A 19,647-nucleotide genomic window follows, 5' to 3' on the forward strand; every position below is an offset into this window, starting at 1 on the left:
TAGTTGACATGTCCTTTGATATCCGCCTGGTCGTCCTCGACATGGCCGGCACCACCGTGGCCGACGACGGCCTCGTCGAACAGGCCTTCACCGCCGCCGCCCGAACGCTCGGCGTCGAGGCCGGCAGCCCGGGCTTCGGCCCCATGCTGGAACACGTCCGCGCCACCATGGGCGAATCCAAGATCTCCGTCTTCCGGCACCTCTTCGGGGACGAGGACAAGGCCCAGCGGGCCAACACCGCCTTCGAGGCCGCCTACCACGACCTCGTCGACGCCGGGCACTGCGCCGCCCTGCCCGGCGCCGCCGAAGCCATCGCCGAACTGCGCGGTCAGGGCCGGAAGGTCGCCCTCACCACCGGCTTCTCCCGGGCCACCCAGGACCGCATCCTCACCGCCCTCGGCTGGCAGTCCGTCGCCGACCTCACCCTCAGCCCCGCCGAGGCCGGCCGCGGCCGCCCCTACCCGGACCTCGCGCTCACCGCGCTGCTGCGGACCGGAGTCGAGTCGGTGCGGCAGATCGCCGTCGCCGGCGACACCGGCTACGACATGCTGACCGGCGTACGGGCCGGGGCGTCCGTCGTCGCCGGCGTGCTCACCGGCGCCCACGACGAGGCCCGGCTGCGCGCCGACGGAGCGACGCACGTGCTGGGCTCGGTCGCGGAACTGCCGGGGCTGCTCGGTTAGAGGCGGTCGGTCCAGCGCGCTACGGGTGGGCGGAGTCGTGGGGGGCGCCCCGGACTCCGCCCGCCCGGCTGAACGGGACCCGACGTGGGCGACTGTTGCGGACTACGGCCACGCCCAGACCGCCGACGGCCGCCATCAGGACGGCGTCCAGGCCGCCGGCGATGGCCAGGTCCTTCGAGAGGTCGATGTCGTCCGGGGTGCGCGCGGCCGCTACGCCCCTGGGGTCGTAGCGGACGGTGAGCCGGTCGCCGACCGCGTGCGAGTGAAGGCCCCCGTACACCGTGCCGTTCGGGATCGGCATGCCCCACTCGTCGGCGAGGTCGTACGTCGAGTCCGGGTGCTTCGCCTCCGGGTGATCGTGCGCCGCCGTGATCCGGGCGGAGGTGGTGACCCCGGTGGCGTTCAGGACCACCGCGTCCCGGGCCGTGATCACCTCCCCCAGCGCGCCGCCCCACAGCGCGACGGACACGATCGCCACCCAACAGCCCACCACCCCGACCAGCCGGACGACGCCCACGATCCAGGCGACCCCGACAACCAACCCGAGCAGCCACGCCAGGCCCCAGCTGACGTACGTGCTCAGCAGCACCAGCCCGAACGTCCCCACCGGCACCGCCGCCACCAGCGCGCCCGTCAGCGCGACGGTTCCGCGGCGGCTTCTCTCCCTGGCCATGGCATCCCCCCGATCTTCCTACGACGGGGTGGAAGGCTACGCCCGGATCCTGACGGCCTTCGGGCGGGGTCCCGGTCATCGGTGGCGACGCCGGATGGCGGGGTCGGTGATCCGCTTCGCGGTGTCGACCCCCTTGCCGCTCGGTCCGGTTGCGCTGCCGACGGCGCCGAGAACGAGGTCGAGGGGCATGACCGGGCCGGTCTGGAAGGTGGCGTCGTAGCCGTAGGTGAGGCCGGCGCCGGTGAGCATGCGGACGTGGTTGTCGGCGTCGGCGTGGGCGTTCAGCCCGTCGTGGATGCTGGTGAGGCCTTTGACCAGGGTGTCCAGCGCGGAGAGCACGTGGTCGTGCGGGCCGTTGTAGGCCTGGGCGAACTCCTTGCCCTGCTTGTCGTCGCCCCACGGGCTGCCGGCGTCGGCGAGGTTGTGCCTGAGCGTGTCGAGGGCGTCCTTGAGTGCCCTGCTCTGAGCCTGGAAGGTCGGCGCGGCCGCCTTCAGGTCCCCCGGCCGGATCTTGAACTCCGGGCCGCCGGCTCTCGGTCCGTCATCCGCCATGGCGTCATCCCCTCCCGTGCTGTCCGTGCGTTGAGAAGGAGCGAAGGGAGAGATTCGCGGAGGAGCGGCGGGGTTGCGGGCTACGGAGAGATCTGGGTCACGGTATCGGAGGAGTCGCGCGACGGTGTGGGTCTGCGCACGGACCAGAGCAGGGTGGCGCCGATCAGGATGTTGCAGCCGAGGAAGGTCGACAGGTAGGCGGTGGAGTCGACTTCGCCGGGGAGTTTGGGGGCGACCCGGCCGGCCGGGTCCATGCGGACGGTGATGACGTCGCCGGGCTTGAGCCGGGTGGAGCTCTCTTCGAGGTCGCCGCCGGGGATCTCGCCGGCCGGGTCGGTCGAGGCGAGGGCGTACGCCCGCCCGGAGCCGTGGAGCGAGTCGGTCGTCTTCTCGTTGAGGACCACGGCTTTCACGGTCCGGCCCGAGCCCAGGATCAGGTTGGTCCAGGCGACGGAGCCCGACAGGTACGCGACGAAGGCGACGGCGGCGATGCCTGCGCCCCATGCGAACGCCTTCCGCTGGAACGCGGGGTTGCTGTCGGCGTCGCGTCGTAGGGCGAGGGCGAGCAGCATGACCACGGGGTAGGCGAAGCCCACGATGGTGGCGATGAACGAGTTGACGTACACGTCCAGCGCGATGACGCCGATGAGGATGGCGGTGGAGAGGGCGATGAGGGCCAGTGCGCCGCGGAGGCGGCGGAGCCCGTCGCGCGGGTCCTGGCCGTGGGGGAAGGCCGTCATCCGAAGGCCTTCCGGATGTTGTCCCACTGGTCGGGCGGCAGCGCGTCGGCGCTCTCGTCCCGGGGCGGGTGGAAGGAGATTCCGCGGAACGCGGTGGCCAGCAGCGGCAGCCATTCGTCCCAGTGGTCGAGGTCCTCGGTGGTGAAGACGGCGGCGACCACGTGCGGGCTCCACGGGTGCGGGATCAGCAGTTCGAGCTGGCGCACCGTGTTGACGGTGGACTCGGGCACGCCGAACACCGCGCCGGGCACCGGGACGGCCAGGTCGCGGGCGGCGAGCGCGGCGCGGCCGGTCGGCAGGTCCACCACGCCGACGTCGGCGTCCGGCCAGGCTTCGGCCAGCTGTTCGGCGACCCGGGCGGGGTAGCTGCCGGGCGCGCCGAGGTCCTGCGGGCGGACGAAGACGGTGAGCATGCCGTGGATGGGCTCGCCGTCCTCGGCCCGGACCAGGCAGCTGGAGACGTGGACCGCGCCCTCGCGCAGTTGGGCCTGCAGCGCGGTCTCGGCGGCGATCACGGTGCTGAGCTTCTGCTCGGGCCGGGCGTCGGGGAAGGCCGCGTCCAGGCCCTCCGCCGTGCGGGCCATCCGGTCGCCGAGGTCCTCGTCGAGGTCGAGGGGGGTGAAGCCCGCGGGCAGGGTGAGCCAGAGCGGCGGAATCCCGGTGGTCTCAACGGCCATAGCCGGCCGCCCATCCGCCCATGCCGAGCAGGTTGCCGACGGCGGACACGGTGCCGATGACGGCGGAGCCCTTGCCGCCGGCGGTGCCGACTCCGACGGACCCGATGACGTTGTTGCCGCCGGTGGTGTAGTTGACCGCGTTGGTGAGGCCGTCGCTCGGACTGTCCTTGCTGAGGGCGTACGCCGTCGGGACGTTGAGCCCGAAGGTGGTGGCGGCCTGGACGCCGTCGGAGACGTTCATCGCGGTGGCCTTGGAGACCCCGAGCTTGATGGCGGGCTTCTCGATCGCGGTGGTGAAGATCGGGTTGGCCGGGTCGACGGCGCGGGCGGCGGCCCGGACCTCGGTCGTACCGGCGCTCATGGCGCCGCGCACGCTCGTACCGGCGGCGCGCGCCCCCCGGGTGGCGTTCAGGCCCTTGGCCGCGACGCCCACTCCGGGAATCGCGCCGATCACGTCGCCGCCCAGCGTCAGCCAGTTGCCGATGTTCTTCTGCGGCGGCCACAGCTTGCCCTCAAGGGCGTACTTGGTCGCGTGCGTGCCTGCCGCGGCGGCGCTCAGCAGGAGGGCCGGCAGCGCGAAGGCGGGGAAGAAGATCGCCGCGACGCCGCAGATGCCGGCGGCCACGGTGAGCATGTCGGCGCCGTGGTTCTTGAGCCAGTTGCCGACCTTGCTGAGCCAGCCGGGCTCCGGCGGGGCCTTGCTGTCGGCGGCCTTGCGGATGGCGGCCGCGGTCTTGTGGGCGTCGGACTTGTGGCCCCCGGCGAGTTCGTGGGCCTGGTTCTGGAGCTGGGTGAGGTCGCTCGCGGCGCTGGAGACCAGTTTGGCGGCCGCGTCCAGGTGGTCCTTCGCCTTGGTGTAGCGCTGTTCGGCGGCGGCGAGGCCGGCGTCGTCGGGGAAGGTCTGGCCGGCGAGCTTGAGGTCGGGGTCGGCGGCCGCGGCGGTGTGCGCCTGTTCGGCCTGCTCCTTCTGCTGCTTGGCGGCGACCGCGGAGCGGGCCAACTCGGCGGCCTTGGGCTGGTGTTCGGTCAGTGCCTGGTACCAGACGTCGAGGGCCTGGTAGGCGGCGGTGATCGAGTCGGCGGCGTCCTGGAGGTACGCGGGGAGCTTGCCGAACTGGCCGGCGAAGGCCTTGGCGGCCTCGCCGGTCCACTGGCCCTGGTTGGCGGAGAGCTGCGAGAGCGTGGTGTGGACGTCGGTCAGGTGCTGGCCGACCCGGCGCAGGCTTCCGCTGAGGCCGGTGACGGCGGCGGTGTCGCCGGGGGTCGGGTTGAAGCCGAGGCCGGACCAGTCGGGCGTGGGGTCGGTCATGAGCGCCCCTGGGGGGTGAGGGCCTTGGTGGTGTCCTGTTCGGTGCTGTCGTAGCCCTGCTGCACCTTCTCCAGGCCGTCGTCAAGGATCTTGACGCATTCCCGGACCTTCTTCAGCCCGTACTCCCACGTGCCCTGGAAGTGTCCGCAGGCCTCGTCGAGGAAGTCGTAGCCCAGTCCGCTGCGACTCGCTTCCTTGAGCGCCTTGAGTCCCTGGTCGAGTTCGTCGCCGCAGCCTTTGAGGTCCTTGGCCAGCTTGGCGAGGAACTCGGTGCTGACCGTGAAGTCGGCCACTGCTCCCCCGATGTGTCGATGGCGTGACCGGCCGAGCATAGCCGCAGTCGGTGCGCGGGCGATCTGTTGTGACGGGTGCTTCACGGTGCGATGACGGGACCTTGACGATGCGCCGGCGCGCGGCGGCGTCGGGGTCAGCGGCGCCAGAAGCCGCGCTTCTTCGGGGTGACGAGCTTCGCCACCGCGGCGACGAACAGTTCGGCGACGGGGGAGGGGCCCTCGCCGTGGTTGAGGTGGCCTTCGGACGACCACTCGCCGAGGACGGTGCCGGGGCTGCTGTCGAAGGGGTTGAGCGCGTGCTCCAGGGTCACGTAGCGGACGGTCTTGGTGCCCTGGGGGTGGACGGCGGCGACGAAGTGGGCCTCGGTGGCGCTGGTCGGGGTGGGGAGGGTGACGAGCAGCAGGGGGTGGCCGTCGGCCCGCAGGTGCTGGCAGTCCAGACCGTGGCTGGGCAGCCGGTCCTCGGGCGGGAGGGTCTGGCCGAGGTTGTCCCAGATGCCGGTGAGGACGGGCAGGAGGCTGCCGCCGGCGTCCGGGACGGTCAGCCGGGGGCCGAATTCGAGGACCTGGCGGGCGAGCTCGCGGTGGACGAAGCGGTAGTGGTGGGGTCGTGGGTCGCTCATGGGGCCCACGGTAGCGAACCACTCGGAGCGGGCGGTCGGCACATCCGACTTCCCGCTCCGAAAGGGTAGTTGACCAGCGCCGCGGGCGGGGGGCGGCCCGTCAGTGACTGTTCTTGAGGTTGAGCACGACCACTCCGACGATCACCAGGGCGATCCCCAGCCACTGGAGGCGTCCCAGCGATTCGCCGAAGGCGACCACGCCTATTCCGGCGACCGCCGCCGTCCCGGCCCCCGACCAGACGGCGTAGGCGACCGAGACCGGGATGTGCTTGAGCGCGCGCCCGAGCAGCACGAAGGACAGCACGTAGCCGACCGCCACCCCCACGCTCGGCCAGAGGCGGGTGAACCCCTCGGTGAGCTTGAGGCAACTGGTCGCGCAGACCTCGCTCAGGATGGCGAGGGAGAGCAGGAAATAGGGCATGCCGGTCAAACGGCCCGGGCGGCGCCGAGCTTCCCCAGCAGGGCGAGGTCGGCCTGTTCCAGGCTGGCGAGCAGGGTGATCCGGCCGCCGTCGGGCATCGGCGTCGCGGTGGACGGCACGGCGAGCACGGCGCAGCCGGCCGCGGCGGCGGAGGCGACTCCGGTCGGGGTGTCCTCGACGGCGACGCAGGTGGCCGGGTCCAGGCCGAGCCGTTCGGCGGCGGCGAGGTACGGGTCCGGTGCGGGCTTGGTGCGCGGGGTGTCCTCGGCGGCCAGGGTGACGGCGAACCAGTCCCGGCCGATGGCGGCGAGGACCAGGTCGACGACCTGGCGCGGGGAGGCGGAGACCAGCGCGGTGGGCACCCGCGCGTCCCGCAGGGAGGCCAGCAGGGCGAGCGCGCCGGGGCGCGGGACGGTCTCGGCGGCGACCTTGGCGGCGAAGGACTCGCCGAGCCGGGCGGCGAGTTCGGCCTCGGTGAGGGTGGTGCCGCTGACCCTGTGCAGGTGGGCGGCGGTGTGCTCGACGGCCTGGCCGAGCACTTCGGGGGCGTCCTGGTCGGTGAGCGCGTGGTGGAGCTCGTCGGCGAGTTCGGCGGCGGCCTGCCACCAGAGCTGCTCGGTGTCGACCAGGGTGCCGTCCATGTCGAACAGGACGGCGGCGGGGCGGGGAGCTTCGGTCGTCGAGGGGCCGGGCGTCGGGGCGCCGGGCGTCGGGGAGGATGGCGTCGGGGAGGAGGGCGTCAGGGCTTCAGGCATGGCGGTACCTTCGGTGGTTCATCAGATGGTGCTACGCAGATGGGGTTCGAGGCTCTCAGACGGTGCGGCGGTCCACCAGCACCGGACGCTCCGGCAGCAGGAGCTCGGCGCGCGAGCCGGCCGGCAGCGCGGCGGCGGCCTCGGTCGGCAGGTCGGCCTTGACCTCGGTGCCGTCGTCGAGGCGGACGGTGAGCCGGGTGACGGCGCCCAGGAAGGACGCGGTGATCACCAGGGCCGGGCCGGCCTCGGACGGGGTCAGGGTGACGTTCTCCGGGCGGACCAGCACCTGGAGTTCGCCGTCGGCGGGCAGGTCGCCGTCCACCGCGTGCCGGCGGCCGAGCACCTCGACGCCGTCGGACGTGCGGGTGCACGGGATGCGGCTCATGGTGCCGACGAACTCGGCGACGAACGCGGTGGCCGGGCGGCCGTACAGCTCGGACGGGGTGGCGCACTGCTCCAGCCGGCCCGCGCGCAGCACCGCGACCCGGTCGGCCATCGACAGCGCCTCCTCCTGGTCGTGGGTGACGAACAGGGTGGTGATCCCCAGTTCCTGCTGGAGCCGGCGGATCTCCTCGCGCAGCTGGAGGCGGACCTTGGCGTCCAGCGCGGACAGCGGCTCGTCGAGCAGCAGCACGCGCGGCTGCAGGGCGAGCGCCCGGGCGAGCGCGATGCGCTGTTGCTGGCCGCCGGACATCTGGTGCGGGTAGTGCTCGGCGCGGTGCGGCAGCCCGACCAGCTCCAGCAGCTCCTGGGCGCGCTTGCGGCGCTCGGCCTTGCCGGCGCCGCGCATCCGCAGCCCGAAGGCGACGTTGTCCAGCGCGGTCAGGTGCGGGAAGAGGCTGTACGACTGGAACACCATGCCCGCGTCGCGCTTGTGGGCGGGGATCGCGGTGATGTCCTGCCCGTCGACCAGGACCTCGCCGGAGTCGTGCTGCTCGAAGCCGGCCAGGATGCGCAGCGCGGTGGTCTTGCCGCAGCCGGACGGGCCGAGCAGGGCGAGCAGTTCGCCCGGGTGGACGGTCAGGTCCAGGCCGTCGAGGGCGGTGGTGGCGCCGAACGAGCGGCGCAGCGAGCGGAACTCGACGGTGGCGCCGCCGGGGGCGAGCGCGACACCGGTGACGGGGGCGGAAACCGTGGTCATGGCTGGTAACTCCTGGAAAGCGTGGGGTGGTTCAGGACCGTGCGGCCGGAGCGCGGGATGGCCGTGCGGCGGGGCGCCTCAGGCCCGCGCGCCCTTGCGGCCGCGGCCGGCGGCGGACATCAGCAGCAGGACGAGCCAGACGATCAGCAGGCTGAGCATCGAGACGGCGACGGACATCTGGCCGTCGCTCTTGCCGTTGGAGTTGATCCACACCGAGAAGGGGGCGAAGCCGAGGATGGAGGCGGTGGTGAACTCGCCGAGCACCAGGGCGACGGTGAGGACGGCCGCGTTCAGCAGCGCGCTGCGCAGGTTCGGCAGGACGACGGTGAACACCGCGCGCAGCCAGCCGGCCCCGCAGTTGCGGGCGGCCTCGACCAGGGTGGCGACGTCCACGCCGCGCAGCCCGGCGTCCAGCGCCCGGTAGGCGAACGGCAGCGCCATCAGCACGTAGGCGATGACCAGGACGATCGGGAACTTCGGGTCCTGGATGGCCACGATGGTCTGGAACAGCGGGGTGTCCTGGAGGTAGTCCGGGCCCCAGCGCAGCACGCCGATGATGCCGGTGGTGAGCGCGACCACGGGGACGACCAGCGGCATCGAGCACATCACCTCGATCACCGGGCGCAGCTTCGGCGCACCGAGCCGGGCGGCGAGCATCGCCGGGACCAGCAGGAGCAGCAGCACCGCCACCGTGACGCCGGCCAGCTCCAGGCTCAGCACCAGGCTGTCCAGGAAGCCGGGCGCGTTCAGCAGTTCGGTGTAGGCCCGGAAGGTGGTGCCGCCCTTGTTGTCGTCGACGCTGAAGATCACCGAGGAGGCCAGCGGTACGGCGAAGTAGACGCCGCAGAGCAGCAGGACGAGGCCGCGGCCGAAACGGATGCGATTGATCAGGCGAGCCACTTGGCACTCCGGCGCTGAAGGGGCAGGTACACGGCCATCACCAGGCAGGCGACCACGATCATGTCGAGGCCGAGGGCGAGGGCGAGGTTGCCCTGGCCGACCAGGACGTTGCCGGACAGCGCGTCGCCGATCTGCATCGAGATGAGCGGCACCGAACTGCCCACCATGGCCTCGGCGGTGGCGTACGCGGCGAAGGAGGCGCCGAACAGCAGCACGAAGCCGCCGAGCAGCGAGGGCACCAGGACCGGCAGGGCCACGTGCCGCCAGTACTGCACGACGGTGGCGCCGTTGTTGTACGCGGCCTCGCGCCACTGGGTGCGCAGGCCCTCCAGGGCCGGGGTGATGGTGATGACCATCAGCGGCACCAGGAAGTACAGGTAGACCACGGAGAGGCCGGTGAAGGTGTAGAGGTTCCAGCCGTGGCTGGTGAGGCCGAACTTCTTGGTGACCTCGCCGGCGTTGCCGAGGGTGGCGACGAACATGAAGGCGAGCGGCACGCCGCCGAAGTTGGCGAGCACGCCGGAGGCGGAGAGCACCGCCTCGCGGAACACCCGGAACCGTGAGGTGGCCACGGCCTGGGCCAGCGGCAGGCCGACCACGGCGGCGATCAGCGCGGTCAGCAGGGAGAGCTTGACGCTGCCCCACAGGGCGGTCCAGTAGGCGCCCTGCAGCGAGCCGGTGAGGTTGTCGGTGGTGAAGGTGCCGCCGCCGTCGGGGGCGTCGGGCGAGGTGGTGAACGCGCCGATGGCGATCGCGACGGCGGGCAGGCCGAAGCCGACCAGGAAGAACAGGAGCAGGGGGAGGGCGGCCATCCAGGCGCGGCCGCGGCCGGCCCGGGGCTTGCCGGGGCGGGGGGCCCTGGCGGTCTCGGTGCTCTTGGCCGCGGCGGTCTCGGCCGCGGTGTCGGTGGCCTCGGCCGTGGTGGCGTCGGCGGTGGCGGGGGTGGTTGCTGCGGGGCCGGGGGCGCCCCCGCCGCTCTGGGCGGCGGAGGCGGGGGCCGGCACCGGGGTGGGAGCCGTGGTCATCGTCAGGTCAGCCCGCGATCGCCTTGGCCCAGTTCTCGGTCACGGTCTTCTTGGCCGTGTCCGTCTGCTCCTGGGTCGGGAAGGTGGTGAAGGGCTTCTCGACCGGCGGGAGCTTCGCGGCGCCCGCGGCGTCCAGGGTGCCGGCCGTCTTCATGGCGTCGAACAGGGCCGGGGTGGCGTAGCCGCCCAGGAAGCCGTTCTGGCCCTCGGCGCTGTACAGGTACTCCTCCCACAGGCGGGCGGCGGCCGGGTGCGGCGCGTCCTTGTTGATCGCCTGGTTGTAGTACTGCGCGTAGGAGCCGTCCGAGGGGATGGCCACCTGCCAGTCGATGCCCTTGCTCCTGAACTTGTCGGCGTAGCCGGCGTTCAGGTACGACCAGTCGATGCTGATCGGGGTCTCGCCCTTCTCGATGGTCGCCGGGGTGACCTCGACCGGGTTGAAGTTGCCGGCCTGCTTGACCTTGGCGAAGAAGTCGATGCCGGGCTGGATGTTGTCCAGCGAGCCGCCGTTGGCGAGCGCGGCCGCGTAGACGGCGCCGAACGCGGCACCGGCCTTGGTCGGGTTGCCGTTCAGGGCGACCATGCCCTTGTACTCGGGCTTCAGCAGGTCGGCGAAGGTCTTCGGGCAGGCGGACACCTTCTTGGCGTCGCACGCGATCGACATGTAGCCGCCGTAGTCGTTGTAGTGCAGGCCGTCGGCGTTCTTCATGGTGGCCGGGATCTTGTCGAAGTCGGTGACCTTGTACGGGGCCAGCAGGCCCTGCTTGGCGGCGCTGAGCGCGAAGGCCGAGCCGAGGTCGACGACGTCGGGGGCGCGGTCCTGGCCCTTGCGGGAGGTGATCGCGTTGATCTCGTCCTGGCTGGCGCCGTCGGGGTTCTCGTCCTCGATCTCGATGCCGTACTTCGCCTTGAAGTCGTCCATCAGCTTGCCGTAGTTCGCCCAGTCGCGAGGCAGCGTGATGACGTGCAGCTTCCCCTCCTTCTTGGCGGCGGCGATCAGGCCGTCCATCCCGCCGAAGTCGGCGACCGAGGTGGCGGTCTTGGCGCTCTTGCCGCCCGCGGCGTCGCCGGACTTCGCGGTGGAGGAGTCGGCGGAGCCGCAGGCGGTGAGGGACAGCGCGGCGGCGGTCAGGACCGCTGCGAAGGCGGCGGAACGGGCGCGGTGCACGGACACGGGTCAGTCTCCTGATCGGGTGTACTGCAAGGGGGTGAGCTGCGGTGGGGTTGTCTGATCGGGGGATCGTGCGAGTGGCCGTTCGGAGCCGTTCTGAGGTGTCCGGTGCCGTTCGGAGCCGCCCGGAGCCGTTCGAGGCCGTCCGAGTTGACTAGCCAACTTCGCTGACGGAGGTAAGTACGCCGGAGTCCGATGACGGGAAGGTGAACGGACGGCCCAGAACCGGGGTCGGCTGCGGGAACGGTCGAATCCGGCCATCTGAGCGTGATCCGTTCGGTGCGATGCTTCAAAGGCGCAGCGGGATAAGGTCGGGCTGTCCGTGCCGGTACGGCTGCGCAGGACACCGCCCCAGGAGGGACATTGACTGACGTGGCACTTGAGCCCGGGCGCCCCGCCGAGCGCGCTCCCGGCGCCCTGTACCGGAAGGTCGCCGCCGACCTGCGCGAGGCCATCACCACCGGCGCGTACGGCGAGGCCGGCCGGCTGCCCGCCGAGGGCGCGCTCGCCGAGCAGTACGGCGTCTCCCGGGGCACCGTCCGCCAGGCGCTCGCCGTCCTCCGCTCCGACGGGCTGGTCACCTCCCGCCGCGGCACCCGGCGCGTCGTGCTCGGGGGCGCCCGGGTGCAGAGCTTCTCCGAACTGCTCAGCTTCACGCACTGGGCGTACTCGATGGGCGAGGAGCCCGGCGGCATCCTGGACTCGCTGGTCCGCCGCCCCGCCGACACCGCCGAACGCGAGCAACTGCGCCTGGAGCCGGGCGCCGAGGTGTACGTGACCGTCCGGCTGCGCACCCTCTCCGGCGCGCCCGTGATGGTCGAGCGGACCGTCTACCCGCCGCGGGTCGGCGAGATCGTCGCCGAGCTGCCGGCGGACGTCGTCTCGCACACCGAAGTCCTGCGCGAGCACGGCATCCTGTTCACCGACGCCGACCACACCATTGACATCGTGGCCGCCAACGCCGAGGACGCCCGGCTCCTCGGCTGCCGCCGCGGCGGCCCGCTGCTGCGCGAACGGCGGCGCACGACGGACCCGACCGGCACTCCGGTGGAGTGGTCCCAGGACCGCTACCTGCCCGGGACGGTGGCCTTCAGCATCCACAACTCGCTGGCCGCGTCGGCGCTTTCGCGGCACGCCCGGGAGGGCGACTGAGTCCGGGGCCGAGCCCGGCCATCCTCCCGGGCGTGCCGGCCGGTGCCGTCAGTGCATGAGCGCGGCGAGCAGCGGGCGGTAGTGCTCGAAGCCGGGTGTCGGCGCCCCGGCCGTCTTCGCCTGCTCGTCCCAGCGGCGGACGGCCACCGCGTCGGCGGCGCCCGGGAGTTCGGCGAACGCGGCGGCCTGCCGCTCGTCCATCGGGCCGCCCTGGACGGTGAGGGTGTACTCCGAGGCCTCGGACAGCCGCTGCCGGTAGTCCGGCTCCACCGCGCACAGGTAGCGCTTGGCGGCCACGTGCAGCCGGACCGGCTCGGTCACCTCCGGGCCGAACCACCGTGCCAGCCAGTCGGCGCCGGTGTCGCTGTGCCGGTTGTCCTGACCCTCCATCAAGTCCCTTCCGTGCAGCGCTCCCTGGAAGTGGCCGACGTCGTGCAGCAGCGCGGCGGCGACGAGGTGGTCCGGCGCCCCGGCCGCCTCGGCGGCAGCGGCGGCCTGGAGCATGTGCTCGGCCATGGTGACCTCCTCGCCCAGGTACTCCCCGGCGCCCTCGCCCGCGAACAGCCCGGCGATCGCGTCCAGCGCGGCGGCGCGCCGGTGCAGCACGGCGAGGGTGCTGCCCAGCGTGTCCAGGTCGGCGTAGCAGCCCTGGAGGTGGCGGTGGCCGTCCTGCTGGAAGGCCGTACGGGCGTGCAGCAGCCGGGTGTTGTCGAAGATCAGGCAGTCGCCGCGGTCGAGGCGGAAGGTGAGCTGGAGCTCGGGGCGCAGGGTGATCGCGGCGAAGCGGCGGTACGCGGCGTAGAAGGCCGTCAGTTCGGCGGAACTCCCGCGCAGGGTGCCGATCGAGCGGTTGTTGAACCGCACCTCGCGGATCCGGCCCAGGGCGTCCACCTCGATCAGCGGGCGGTCGGCGCGCAGTTCGGTGCGGCGGTCGCGGAAGACGAACGGGACGGGCGTGCGGGTGAGCGTCTCGAAGTCCGCCGGCGCCTCCTCCCGGAGGACCGCCGCCGCCCGGAACCCGTCCACCAGGCCGGAGTCGCCGCCGGTCGCGGAGTTCTCCAGGCAGTGCAGGAGCTGGAGCGTCGGCACCGGGTCCCGGTACGGGTTGTCGGTGTGCGGCGCGATCGCGACGCTGGTGAACGCCAGGTTGTTCGGATCCGGCTCGACCCGGACGTCGAACAGCTCCCCGTAGTTGGTGACCCGGACGTAGCCGAAGCTCTCGGCCACCGCGAGGACCTGCCGCTCCACCGCCGGCACCCCGCGCAGCACCGCGAAGCCGCTGCTGCGCACGGCGGTGAGGACGGCGGCCTGCTCGGCGGGGTCGGACAGGTACGCCTCCCACCGCGCCTCGGGGATCCCGCGCGCGAAGTCCGCCGCCACCCAGAGCCGCTTGCCCTCCTCCGTCCGCCCGTCGCCGTCCCGCTCGGCGTCCAGCCACTCCAGCGGGTACCGCGAGCGGTGCCCGTCCGACCAGAGCACCTCCAGGCCCCCGTCGGTCTCGGTGCTCGCGGCGACCGCCAGGTCCTGCGGCAGGTCGTCGATCTGGAACAGTTTCTGCCCGTTCCGGGGGTCCCGGCACTCGGCGCACGGGCAGTTGTCGCGCAGCCAGTACGGCGGCAGCTCGGTCACGGTGGTCTCCTCCTCGGCGGCGTCTCGGGTGAAGTTGTATAGCCAACTTCACCCCTGGCCGGAGCCTGCCGGTCCCCGGTGAGATCGGCGTGCCGCGCAGATGAACGCTGCGGGAACTGTGCCGGGAGCCCGTGGCCGAAACCCGCCGTGCCGTGCGCGGCCAGGCCCTGTCCGGGGGAGGGACGGAGCGGCCCCCGGGACCGAGTGTCCCGGGGGCCGCTCCGCGTGCTCGGGCCTTGACGGCGCCGTGGTGTCAGCCCTGGACGGCTGCCGTCCAGGCCGCCTCCGCGGCGGCCAGGGCCGGGGCCGGGTCCGCGTCCGTCGCGGTGGCGAGGGCGGTGAGGCAGGCGTGGACGGTGGGCAGGGCGGCGGCGGGGCCGTAGTGGTTGACGCGGAGCATCGAGGCGGCGAGGGGGCCGCCGCCGGGCTGGACGGGGAGGGCGGGGTCGAGGCGGGCGGCGAGCTCGGCCGCGTGCACGCCGGCCGGGGTGCGCAGGGTGGTGGCGACGGGGGCCGCGTGGGCGTCCTCGGTGACGAACGGGGCGAGGGTGCCGAGCGCGCGGGCGCCCGCGCGGGTGGCGGCGGAGGCGGCGCGGTGGCGGGCGATGACGGCGGGCAGGCCGTCGGCGGCGATCCGGTCGAGGCAGGCGCCGAGGGCCAGCATCTCCAACTGGGCGGGGGCGTGCGGGAGCACGGTGCGCCCGGCGTCCGTCCAGCGCTCCTTCCAGTCGAGCAGGGACAGGTAGGAGCGGCGCGGGGCGGCCGGGTTGGCGGCGATCCGTTCCCAGGCGCGCTGGGAGACGGAGACGGCGGAGACCCCGGCAGGGCCGCCCATGGCCTTCTGGCCCCCGATGACGCACAGGTCGACGCCCCACTCGTCGGTGAGCAGCGGCTCGGCGGCGACGGAGGCGACCGCGTCGAGCATCAGCAGGGCGCCGTGCTCGCGGACGGCGGCGGCGATCCCGGCGACGGGGTTGGTGTTGCCGGTGGCGGCCTCGGCGTGGACGAGGGAGACGAAGTCGACGGCCGGACGGGCGGCGAGGGCGTCGGCGACCTGCTGCGCGCTGACCGCGCTGTCGAAGGGGACGGCCAGGTCCACGACCTCGACCCCGCAGGAGCGCAGCCAGTTGCCGAAGGTCTGCCCGTACGGGCCGGTGACGATGTTGAGCGCGGTGGAGCCGGGGTGCGCGGCGCCGCGGATCGCGGCCTCCAGCGGCAGCAGCGCCTCACCCTGGGTGACGATGACGTCCGCGGTGGTGTGCAGCAGTGCGGCCACCTGGTCCTCGATCGCCGCGAACTCGGCGGCGCTGAGCGGGGGGAGGTCGAGGAAGGGGCTCACGGTAGCGGCCTTTCGGGCGTGGGGTGGTGGGTGCCGGAACGAGTCTGCCGCATCTTTGCTGCTTACAGGGAACACCCCCGTCGGTAGAGTGCGGGCCATGAGCGATGGCGCGGTGCTGCACGTCCGGGGTCGGGTGCTGGTCGGTCCGGAGGACGTCCGGGACGAACTCTGGGTCGTGGACGGCCGGGTGAGCTTCACCTGCCCGCCCGGCGCCGAGGACGTCCGGACGGTGACCGGCTGGGTGCTGCCCGGCCTGGTGGACGCGCACTGCCACGTCGGCCTGGACGCGCACGGCGCCGTCGACGCGGAGACCAGCGAGAAGCAGGCGCTCACCGACCGTGACGCCGGCACCCTGCTGATCCGCGACGCCGGCTCGGCCGCCGACACCCGGTGGATCGACGAGCGCGAGGACCTGCCCCGGATCATCCGCGCCGGGCGGCACATCGCCCGCACCCGCCGCTACATCCGCAACTACGCGCACGAGATCGAGCCCGGCGACCTCGCCGCGTACGTCCGCGCGGAGGCCCGGCGCGGCGACGGCTGGGTGAAGCTGGTCGGCGACTGGATCGACCGCGAGCGCGGCGACCTCGCCGCCTGCTGGCCCGGCGACGCGCTGGCCGAGGCGATCGCGGCGGCGCACGAGGAAGGCGCGCGGGTCACCGCGCACTGCTTCGCCGCCGAGTCGCTGCCGGACCTGCTGGCGGCCGGCATCGACTGCATCGAGCACGCCACCGGACTGACCGAGGAGCTGATCCCGGCCTTCGCCGAGCGCGGCGTGGCGATCGTCCCGACGCTGGTCAACATCGCCACCTTCCCGGGCCTGGCGGCCGGCGGCGAGGGCAGGTTCCCGGCCTGGGCGGCCCACATGCGGCGGTTGCACGAGCGCCGCTACGCCACCGTCGGCGCCGCGCACGACGCCGGCATCCCGGTGTTCGTCGGCACGGACGCGGGCGGCTCGCTGGCGCACGGGCTGGTCGCGGAGGAGGTGGCGGAACTGGTGAAGGCGGGGCTGAGCCCGGCGCAGGCACTGTCGGCGGCCAGTTGGGGTGCGCGGGAGTGGCTGGGGCGGCCGGGGCTGGAGGAGGGGGAGTCGGCCGACTTCGTGGTGTACGGGGAGGACCCGCGGGCGGACGTCCGGGTGCTCGCCGACCCCCGGCTGGTGGTGCTGCGCGGCCGGCCGGTGGGGTGAGCGGGTGGCCCGTCATGGCCGGCCGCCGGGCCGGACGGCTCCGGGCTCGTGTGCATGATCATCCGCTGAACGCGCTGTCGGTGTAGGCCGATAGGGTGGCCACCATGGCACCGCGTCCACTGAACGAGATCGTCGAGCCCGGTTGGGCCACCGCCCTGGAGCCCGTCGGCGGGCGGGTCGCCGCCATGGGCGACTTCCTGCGCGCCGAACTGGCCGCCGGCCGTACCTACCTGCCGTCCGGGCCGAACGTGCTGCGGGCCTTCCAACAGCCCTTCGCCGACGTGCGGGTGCTGATCGTCGGACAGGACCCGTACCCGACCCCGGGCCACGCCGTCGGGCTCAGCTTCTCGGTGGCGCCGGAGACCCGGCCGATCCCGGCCAGCCTGATCAACATCTTCCAGGAGTACGGCAGCGACCTCGGCCTGCCCCAGCCGTCCAACGGCGACCTCACCCCGTGGACGCGGCAGGGCGTCCTGCTGCTCAACCGCGCGCTGACCACCGCGCCGCGCAAGCCCGCCGCGCACCGGGGCAAGGGCTGGGAGGAGGTCACCGAGCAGGCGATCCGGGCTCTTGTGGCGCGCGGCGGCCCGCTGGTGGCGATCCTGTGGGGGCGCGACGCCCGCAACCTGCGGCCGCTGCTCGGAGACGTCCCGGCGATCGAGTCGGCGCACCCGAGCCCGTACTCGGCGAGCGGCGGCTTCTTCGGCTCGCGGCCGTTCAGCCGGGCGAACGAGCTGCTGGCGCGGCAGGGGGCGCAGCCGGTGGACTGGCGACTGCCGTAGCAGACCGGAGTCAGTAGCAGACGTCAATCTCACTCCAACGAGTGAAATGACGTTCTGTGTGGCTCCTGTGACGGACTGTTCGAGAAGACTGGCGGCTCACCGTTCGGAACGCCGGCCCCTCCCCGCCTGTCGCGGGTGACGTCTGGGCGCGCTCCGGATCAACAGCACCTGTGGGGGTACCGCCATGTCTTCTCGTTCCACCAGCTCCGCCCGTTCCGTCCGCCGAACCGCTTCCGCCGCCGCCGTGGTCGCGGCCTGCACGCTGCTCACCGTCCCGCCTGCGTGCGCCGCCCCGGCGGCCACTGCGTCGTCCTCTCCGTCGTCCGCCGCCTCGCCCGGCAAGGCGCGCGCCGTCACCGCCGAACTCGCCCTGGACGTCAGCCTGTTGAACAAGACGGTCGACGTCCCGGTGGACCTCGCGCTCAACAAGGTGGAGACGCCGGCCCAGCGCGAGGGCTCGCTCCTCACCGCCAAGGTCGACGGCGTCGACCAGCAGGGCCCGGTCACCCTGGTCAAGGCCGACATCGGCACGGCCGTGACCCGCATCGACGCCAAGGGCGCCGCCGCCTCCGTCAAGCTGGTCAACGCCGACGTGCACGCCCCCGGCCTGCCCGCCACCACGCTGATCGGCCTGGAGGCGATGAGCGCCGAGGCGACCTGCCCCGTCGACGGGCAGCCGACCGCCGACGTCGTCGCGCCCGCCAAGCTGACGGTGCTCGGCAAGCCCGTCACCATCGGCCTGTACGGGCCGACCAAGGTGGACGTGCCGCTGATCGGCAGCGTGTCGGTGGAGCTCTCCAAGAAGAGCACCACCTCGGCCACCGCCGCCGCCTCCGCCCTGGAGGTCCAGGTGGAGGTGAACCCGCTGAACCTGAACGTCGCCAAGGTCACCGGCAGGATCACCGTGGCCTCGGTGAGCTGCGAGAAGCCCTCCGCGCCGGCTGTCGGCGCGACCCCGACCCAGGCCCCGACGTCGCCCGCGCCGACCGGCACCGCCGCCACCGCCCAGCCGGTCGCCGACACCACCACCCGCGCCGTCGTCCCGCAGGCCGCCACCGAGAAGCCCGGCCCGTCGGAGAAGCCGGCCGCCGGCCTCGCCGCGACCGGCGGCAGCAGCGCCACCGGCCCGCTGGCCGCCGGGGCCGCCGCCCTCGTCGCCGGCGGGGCCGGCGCCCTGTGGGCCACCCGGCGCCGCCGGGCCGCGCACGCCCGCCGGCACTGAGCCCCGGCCCCTCGCGGTGCGGGAGCGCCACCCGGGGTGCCACCTCGGCACCCCGGGTGCCACCCCGCCACTCCGGATGTCGCCCTGGCACTCCCGCACCGTGACCGTGCCATCACGGAGGGTTGGTTCACATCCGCGTTACACGAGAGGAACAACCGGGAAACGGCGGCTTGCGACGCTACGCGGGCACCCACCACCCAGCAATGCGAGGTACACCGCCGTGGCAATCAAGGCCGAGTACATCTGGATCGACGGCACCAAGCCGACCGCGAAGCTCCGTTCCAAGACTCGGGTCCTGCCCAACGCGGACAAGATCCCGACCTGGGGTTTCGACGGCTCCTCGACCAACCAGGCGGAGGGCCACGCCTCGGACCGCGTGCTGGACCCGGTGAAGGTCGTGCCGGACCCGATCCGCGGCGGTGACAACATCCTCGTCCTGTGCGAGGTGCTGGAGACCGACGGCACCCCGCACAAGTCCAACACCCGCGCCCTGCTGCGCGAGGTCGACGAGAAGTACGCGGCCCAGGAGTCGATCTTCGGCATCGAGCAGGAGTACACCTTCTTCAAGGGCTCCCGCCCGCTCGGCTTCCCGGAGGGCGGCTTCCCGGCCCCGCAGGGCGGCTACTACTGCGGCATCGGCGCCGAGGAGGTCTTCGGCCGCGAGATCGTCGAGCTGCACCTGGACCGCTGCATCGACGCCGGCCTGGCGATCTGCGGCATCAACGCCGAGGTCATGCCCGGCCAGTGGGAGTTCCAGATCGGCCCGGTCTCCTCGCTGACCGTCTCGGACGACCTGTGGATCGCCCGCTACCTGCTGTACCGCACCGCCGAGGAGTTCGGCATCGACGCCACCCTGGACGCCAAGCCGGTCAGGGGCGACTGGAACGGCGCGGGTGCGCACACCAACTTCTCCACCAGGGCGATGCGCGAGGGCTACGACGCCATCATCACCGCCTGCGAGTCCCTCGGCGCCTCCCAGGACAAGGTGTTGGAGCACGTCAGCCAGTACGGCGACGACATCCAGTCCCGCCTGACCGGCAAGCACGAGACCGCCCCGTGGAACGTCTACAGCTACGGCGTCTCCAACCGCGGCGCCTCGGTCCGCATCCCGTGGCAGGTCGAGGTGGAGCAGAAGGGCTACATCGAGGACCGTCGCCCGAACGCCAACATCGACCCGTACGTCGTCACCCGCCTCATGATCAACACCTGCTGCGAGGCCCTGGAGAAGGCCGGCCAGGTCTGATCCGCCCCCGCTCCGCACCGGCCGCCGGTCCTCCCGTACGAGGGAGGGCCGGCGGCCGTCGTCGTCGGGCATAATCGCTCGCATGACCGCTTCCGCCCGCCGTGTCCTCGTGCGACGTCTGCACGTGG

Annotated in this window: 21 protein-coding genes; 6 read left to right on the plus strand and 15 right to left on the minus strand. The window is 72.9% G+C overall.

Going from position 1 to position 19,647, the window contains the following annotated elements; translation table 11 throughout:
• Positions 1-8: 8 nt before the first annotated feature.
• Positions 9-683 carry a phosphonatase-like hydrolase gene (locus tag AB0O82_RS05685; protein ID WP_363580511.1) on the plus strand — a complete coding sequence of 225 codons (675 nt, stop codon included), beginning with the start codon at positions 9-11 and terminating at the stop codon, positions 681-683.
• 19 nt (positions 684-702) lie between these two features.
• On the opposite strand, the gene AB0O82_RS05690 is transcribed toward AB0O82_RS05685, so the two are convergent.
• The 13 genes from AB0O82_RS05690 to AB0O82_RS05750 all read right to left on the minus strand — a co-directional run bounded on the left by AB0O82_RS05690 (position 703) and on the right by AB0O82_RS05750 (position 10,966).
• Positions 703-1,356, minus strand: coding sequence for a hypothetical protein (locus AB0O82_RS05690; protein ID WP_363580513.1), 654 nt, complete (start codon positions 1,354-1,356; stop codon positions 703-705).
• 75 nt (positions 1,357-1,431) lie between these two features.
• Entirely contained in the window at positions 1,432-1,908 is a 477-nt protein-coding gene (locus AB0O82_RS05695; protein WP_363580515.1) for a WXG100 family type VII secretion target, read from the minus strand.
• Between the two features lie 80 nt (positions 1,909-1,988).
• Positions 1,989-2,648 carry a hypothetical protein gene (locus AB0O82_RS05700; protein ID WP_363580517.1) on the minus strand — a complete coding sequence of 220 codons (660 nt, stop codon included), beginning with the start codon at positions 2,646-2,648 and terminating at the stop codon, positions 1,989-1,991.
• Positions 2,645-3,325 (minus strand): hypothetical protein, encoded by a 681-nt coding sequence (locus AB0O82_RS05705; RefSeq protein ID WP_363580519.1) that lies wholly within the window; start codon positions 3,323-3,325, stop codon positions 2,645-2,647. The genes AB0O82_RS05700 and AB0O82_RS05705 overlap by 4 nt, the downstream gene beginning before the upstream one ends.
• A complete protein-coding gene (locus AB0O82_RS05710) occupies positions 3,315-4,634 on the minus strand; it encodes a putative T7SS-secreted protein (RefSeq protein WP_363580521.1) in 1,320 nt (439 codons plus the stop codon). Before AB0O82_RS05710 ends, AB0O82_RS05705 begins: the two co-directional genes overlap by 11 nt.
• Positions 4,631-4,927 carry a hypothetical protein gene (locus AB0O82_RS05715; RefSeq protein ID WP_363580523.1) on the minus strand — a complete coding sequence of 99 codons (297 nt, stop codon included), beginning with the start codon at positions 4,925-4,927 and terminating at the stop codon, positions 4,631-4,633. Before AB0O82_RS05715 ends, AB0O82_RS05710 begins: the two co-directional genes overlap by 4 nt.
• A gap of 134 nt (positions 4,928-5,061) precedes the next feature.
• Entirely contained in the window at positions 5,062-5,550 is a 489-nt protein-coding gene (locus AB0O82_RS05720; protein ID WP_363580525.1) for a hypothetical protein, read from the minus strand.
• Between the two features lie 100 nt (positions 5,551-5,650).
• Positions 5,651-5,971: a multidrug efflux SMR transporter gene (locus tag AB0O82_RS05725; RefSeq protein WP_363580527.1), complete on the minus strand. Its 321-nt coding sequence runs from the start codon at positions 5,969-5,971 to the stop codon at positions 5,651-5,653.
• Positions 5,972-5,976: 5 nt separating this feature from the next.
• Positions 5,977-6,726: an HAD family phosphatase gene (locus AB0O82_RS05730; RefSeq protein WP_363580529.1), complete on the minus strand. Its 750-nt coding sequence runs from the start codon at positions 6,724-6,726 to the stop codon at positions 5,977-5,979.
• A gap of 55 nt (positions 6,727-6,781) precedes the next feature.
• The gene (locus AB0O82_RS05735) at positions 6,782-7,867 is read right to left on the minus strand and encodes an ABC transporter ATP-binding protein (RefSeq protein WP_363580531.1); all 1,086 of its coding nucleotides are present in this window, start codon (positions 7,865-7,867) and stop codon (positions 6,782-6,784) included.
• 78 nt (positions 7,868-7,945) lie between these two features.
• Positions 7,946-8,767 carry an ABC transporter permease subunit gene (locus tag AB0O82_RS05740; RefSeq protein ID WP_363580533.1) on the minus strand — a complete coding sequence of 274 codons (822 nt, stop codon included), beginning with the start codon at positions 8,765-8,767 and terminating at the stop codon, positions 7,946-7,948.
• Positions 8,755-9,579, minus strand: a complete 825-nt coding sequence (locus AB0O82_RS05745; RefSeq protein ID WP_350880479.1) for an ABC transporter permease subunit — start codon at positions 9,577-9,579, stop codon at positions 8,755-8,757. The genes AB0O82_RS05740 and AB0O82_RS05745 overlap by 13 nt, the downstream gene beginning before the upstream one ends.
• Positions 9,580-9,799: 220 nt before the next feature.
• Positions 9,800-10,966: an ABC transporter substrate-binding protein gene (locus tag AB0O82_RS05750; RefSeq protein ID WP_363580535.1), complete on the minus strand. Its 1,167-nt coding sequence runs from the start codon at positions 10,964-10,966 to the stop codon at positions 9,800-9,802.
• Between the two features lie 369 nt (positions 10,967-11,335).
• Here AB0O82_RS05750 and AB0O82_RS05755 point away from each other — a divergent pair, with 369 nt between their 5' ends.
• The gene (locus AB0O82_RS05755; protein ID WP_363580537.1) at positions 11,336-12,115 is read left to right on the plus strand and encodes a GntR family transcriptional regulator; all 780 of its coding nucleotides are present in this window, start codon (positions 11,336-11,338) and stop codon (positions 12,113-12,115) included.
• Between the two features lie 48 nt (positions 12,116-12,163).
• Here the strand turns inward: AB0O82_RS05755 and AB0O82_RS05760 are convergent, their stop codons facing one another.
• Together AB0O82_RS05760 and AB0O82_RS05765 are read right to left on the minus strand one after the other, a co-directional pair.
• Positions 12,164-13,744: a phosphonate degradation HD-domain oxygenase gene (locus AB0O82_RS05760; RefSeq protein ID WP_363580539.1), complete on the minus strand. Its 1,581-nt coding sequence runs from the start codon at positions 13,742-13,744 to the stop codon at positions 12,164-12,166.
• A gap of 253 nt (positions 13,745-13,997) precedes the next feature.
• Positions 13,998-15,083, minus strand: a complete 1,086-nt coding sequence (locus AB0O82_RS05765; protein ID WP_363580541.1) for an aminotransferase class V-fold PLP-dependent enzyme — start codon at positions 15,081-15,083, stop codon at positions 13,998-14,000.
• Positions 15,084-15,180: 97 nt separating this feature from the next.
• Between AB0O82_RS05765 and AB0O82_RS05770 the strand changes: the two genes are divergently transcribed.
• From AB0O82_RS05770 to glnII, 4 genes are all read left to right on the plus strand, one after another.
• Complete coding sequence (locus tag AB0O82_RS05770) at positions 15,181-16,272, plus strand: amidohydrolase family protein (protein ID WP_363580543.1); 1,092 nt, start codon at positions 15,181-15,183, stop codon at positions 16,270-16,272.
• Positions 16,273-16,376: 104 nt separating this feature from the next.
• Entirely contained in the window at positions 16,377-17,054 is a 678-nt protein-coding gene (locus AB0O82_RS05775) for a uracil-DNA glycosylase (RefSeq protein ID WP_363580545.1), read from the plus strand.
• A gap of 184 nt (positions 17,055-17,238) precedes the next feature.
• Positions 17,239-18,276 (plus strand): SCO1860 family LAETG-anchored protein, encoded by a 1,038-nt coding sequence (locus AB0O82_RS05780; protein WP_363580547.1) that lies wholly within the window; start codon positions 17,239-17,241, stop codon positions 18,274-18,276.
• A gap of 220 nt (positions 18,277-18,496) precedes the next feature.
• Positions 18,497-19,519 carry a glutamine synthetase gene (glnII, locus tag AB0O82_RS05785; protein WP_363580549.1) on the plus strand — a complete coding sequence of 341 codons (1,023 nt, stop codon included), beginning with the start codon at positions 18,497-18,499 and terminating at the stop codon, positions 19,517-19,519.
• Positions 19,520-19,647: the final 128 nt, after the last annotated feature.

The sequence above is a fragment of the Kitasatospora sp. NPDC088264 genome, from assembly GCF_040685715.1.
In the GTDB taxonomy this organism is placed as follows: domain Bacteria; phylum Actinomycetota; class Actinomycetes; order Streptomycetales; family Streptomycetaceae; genus Kitasatospora.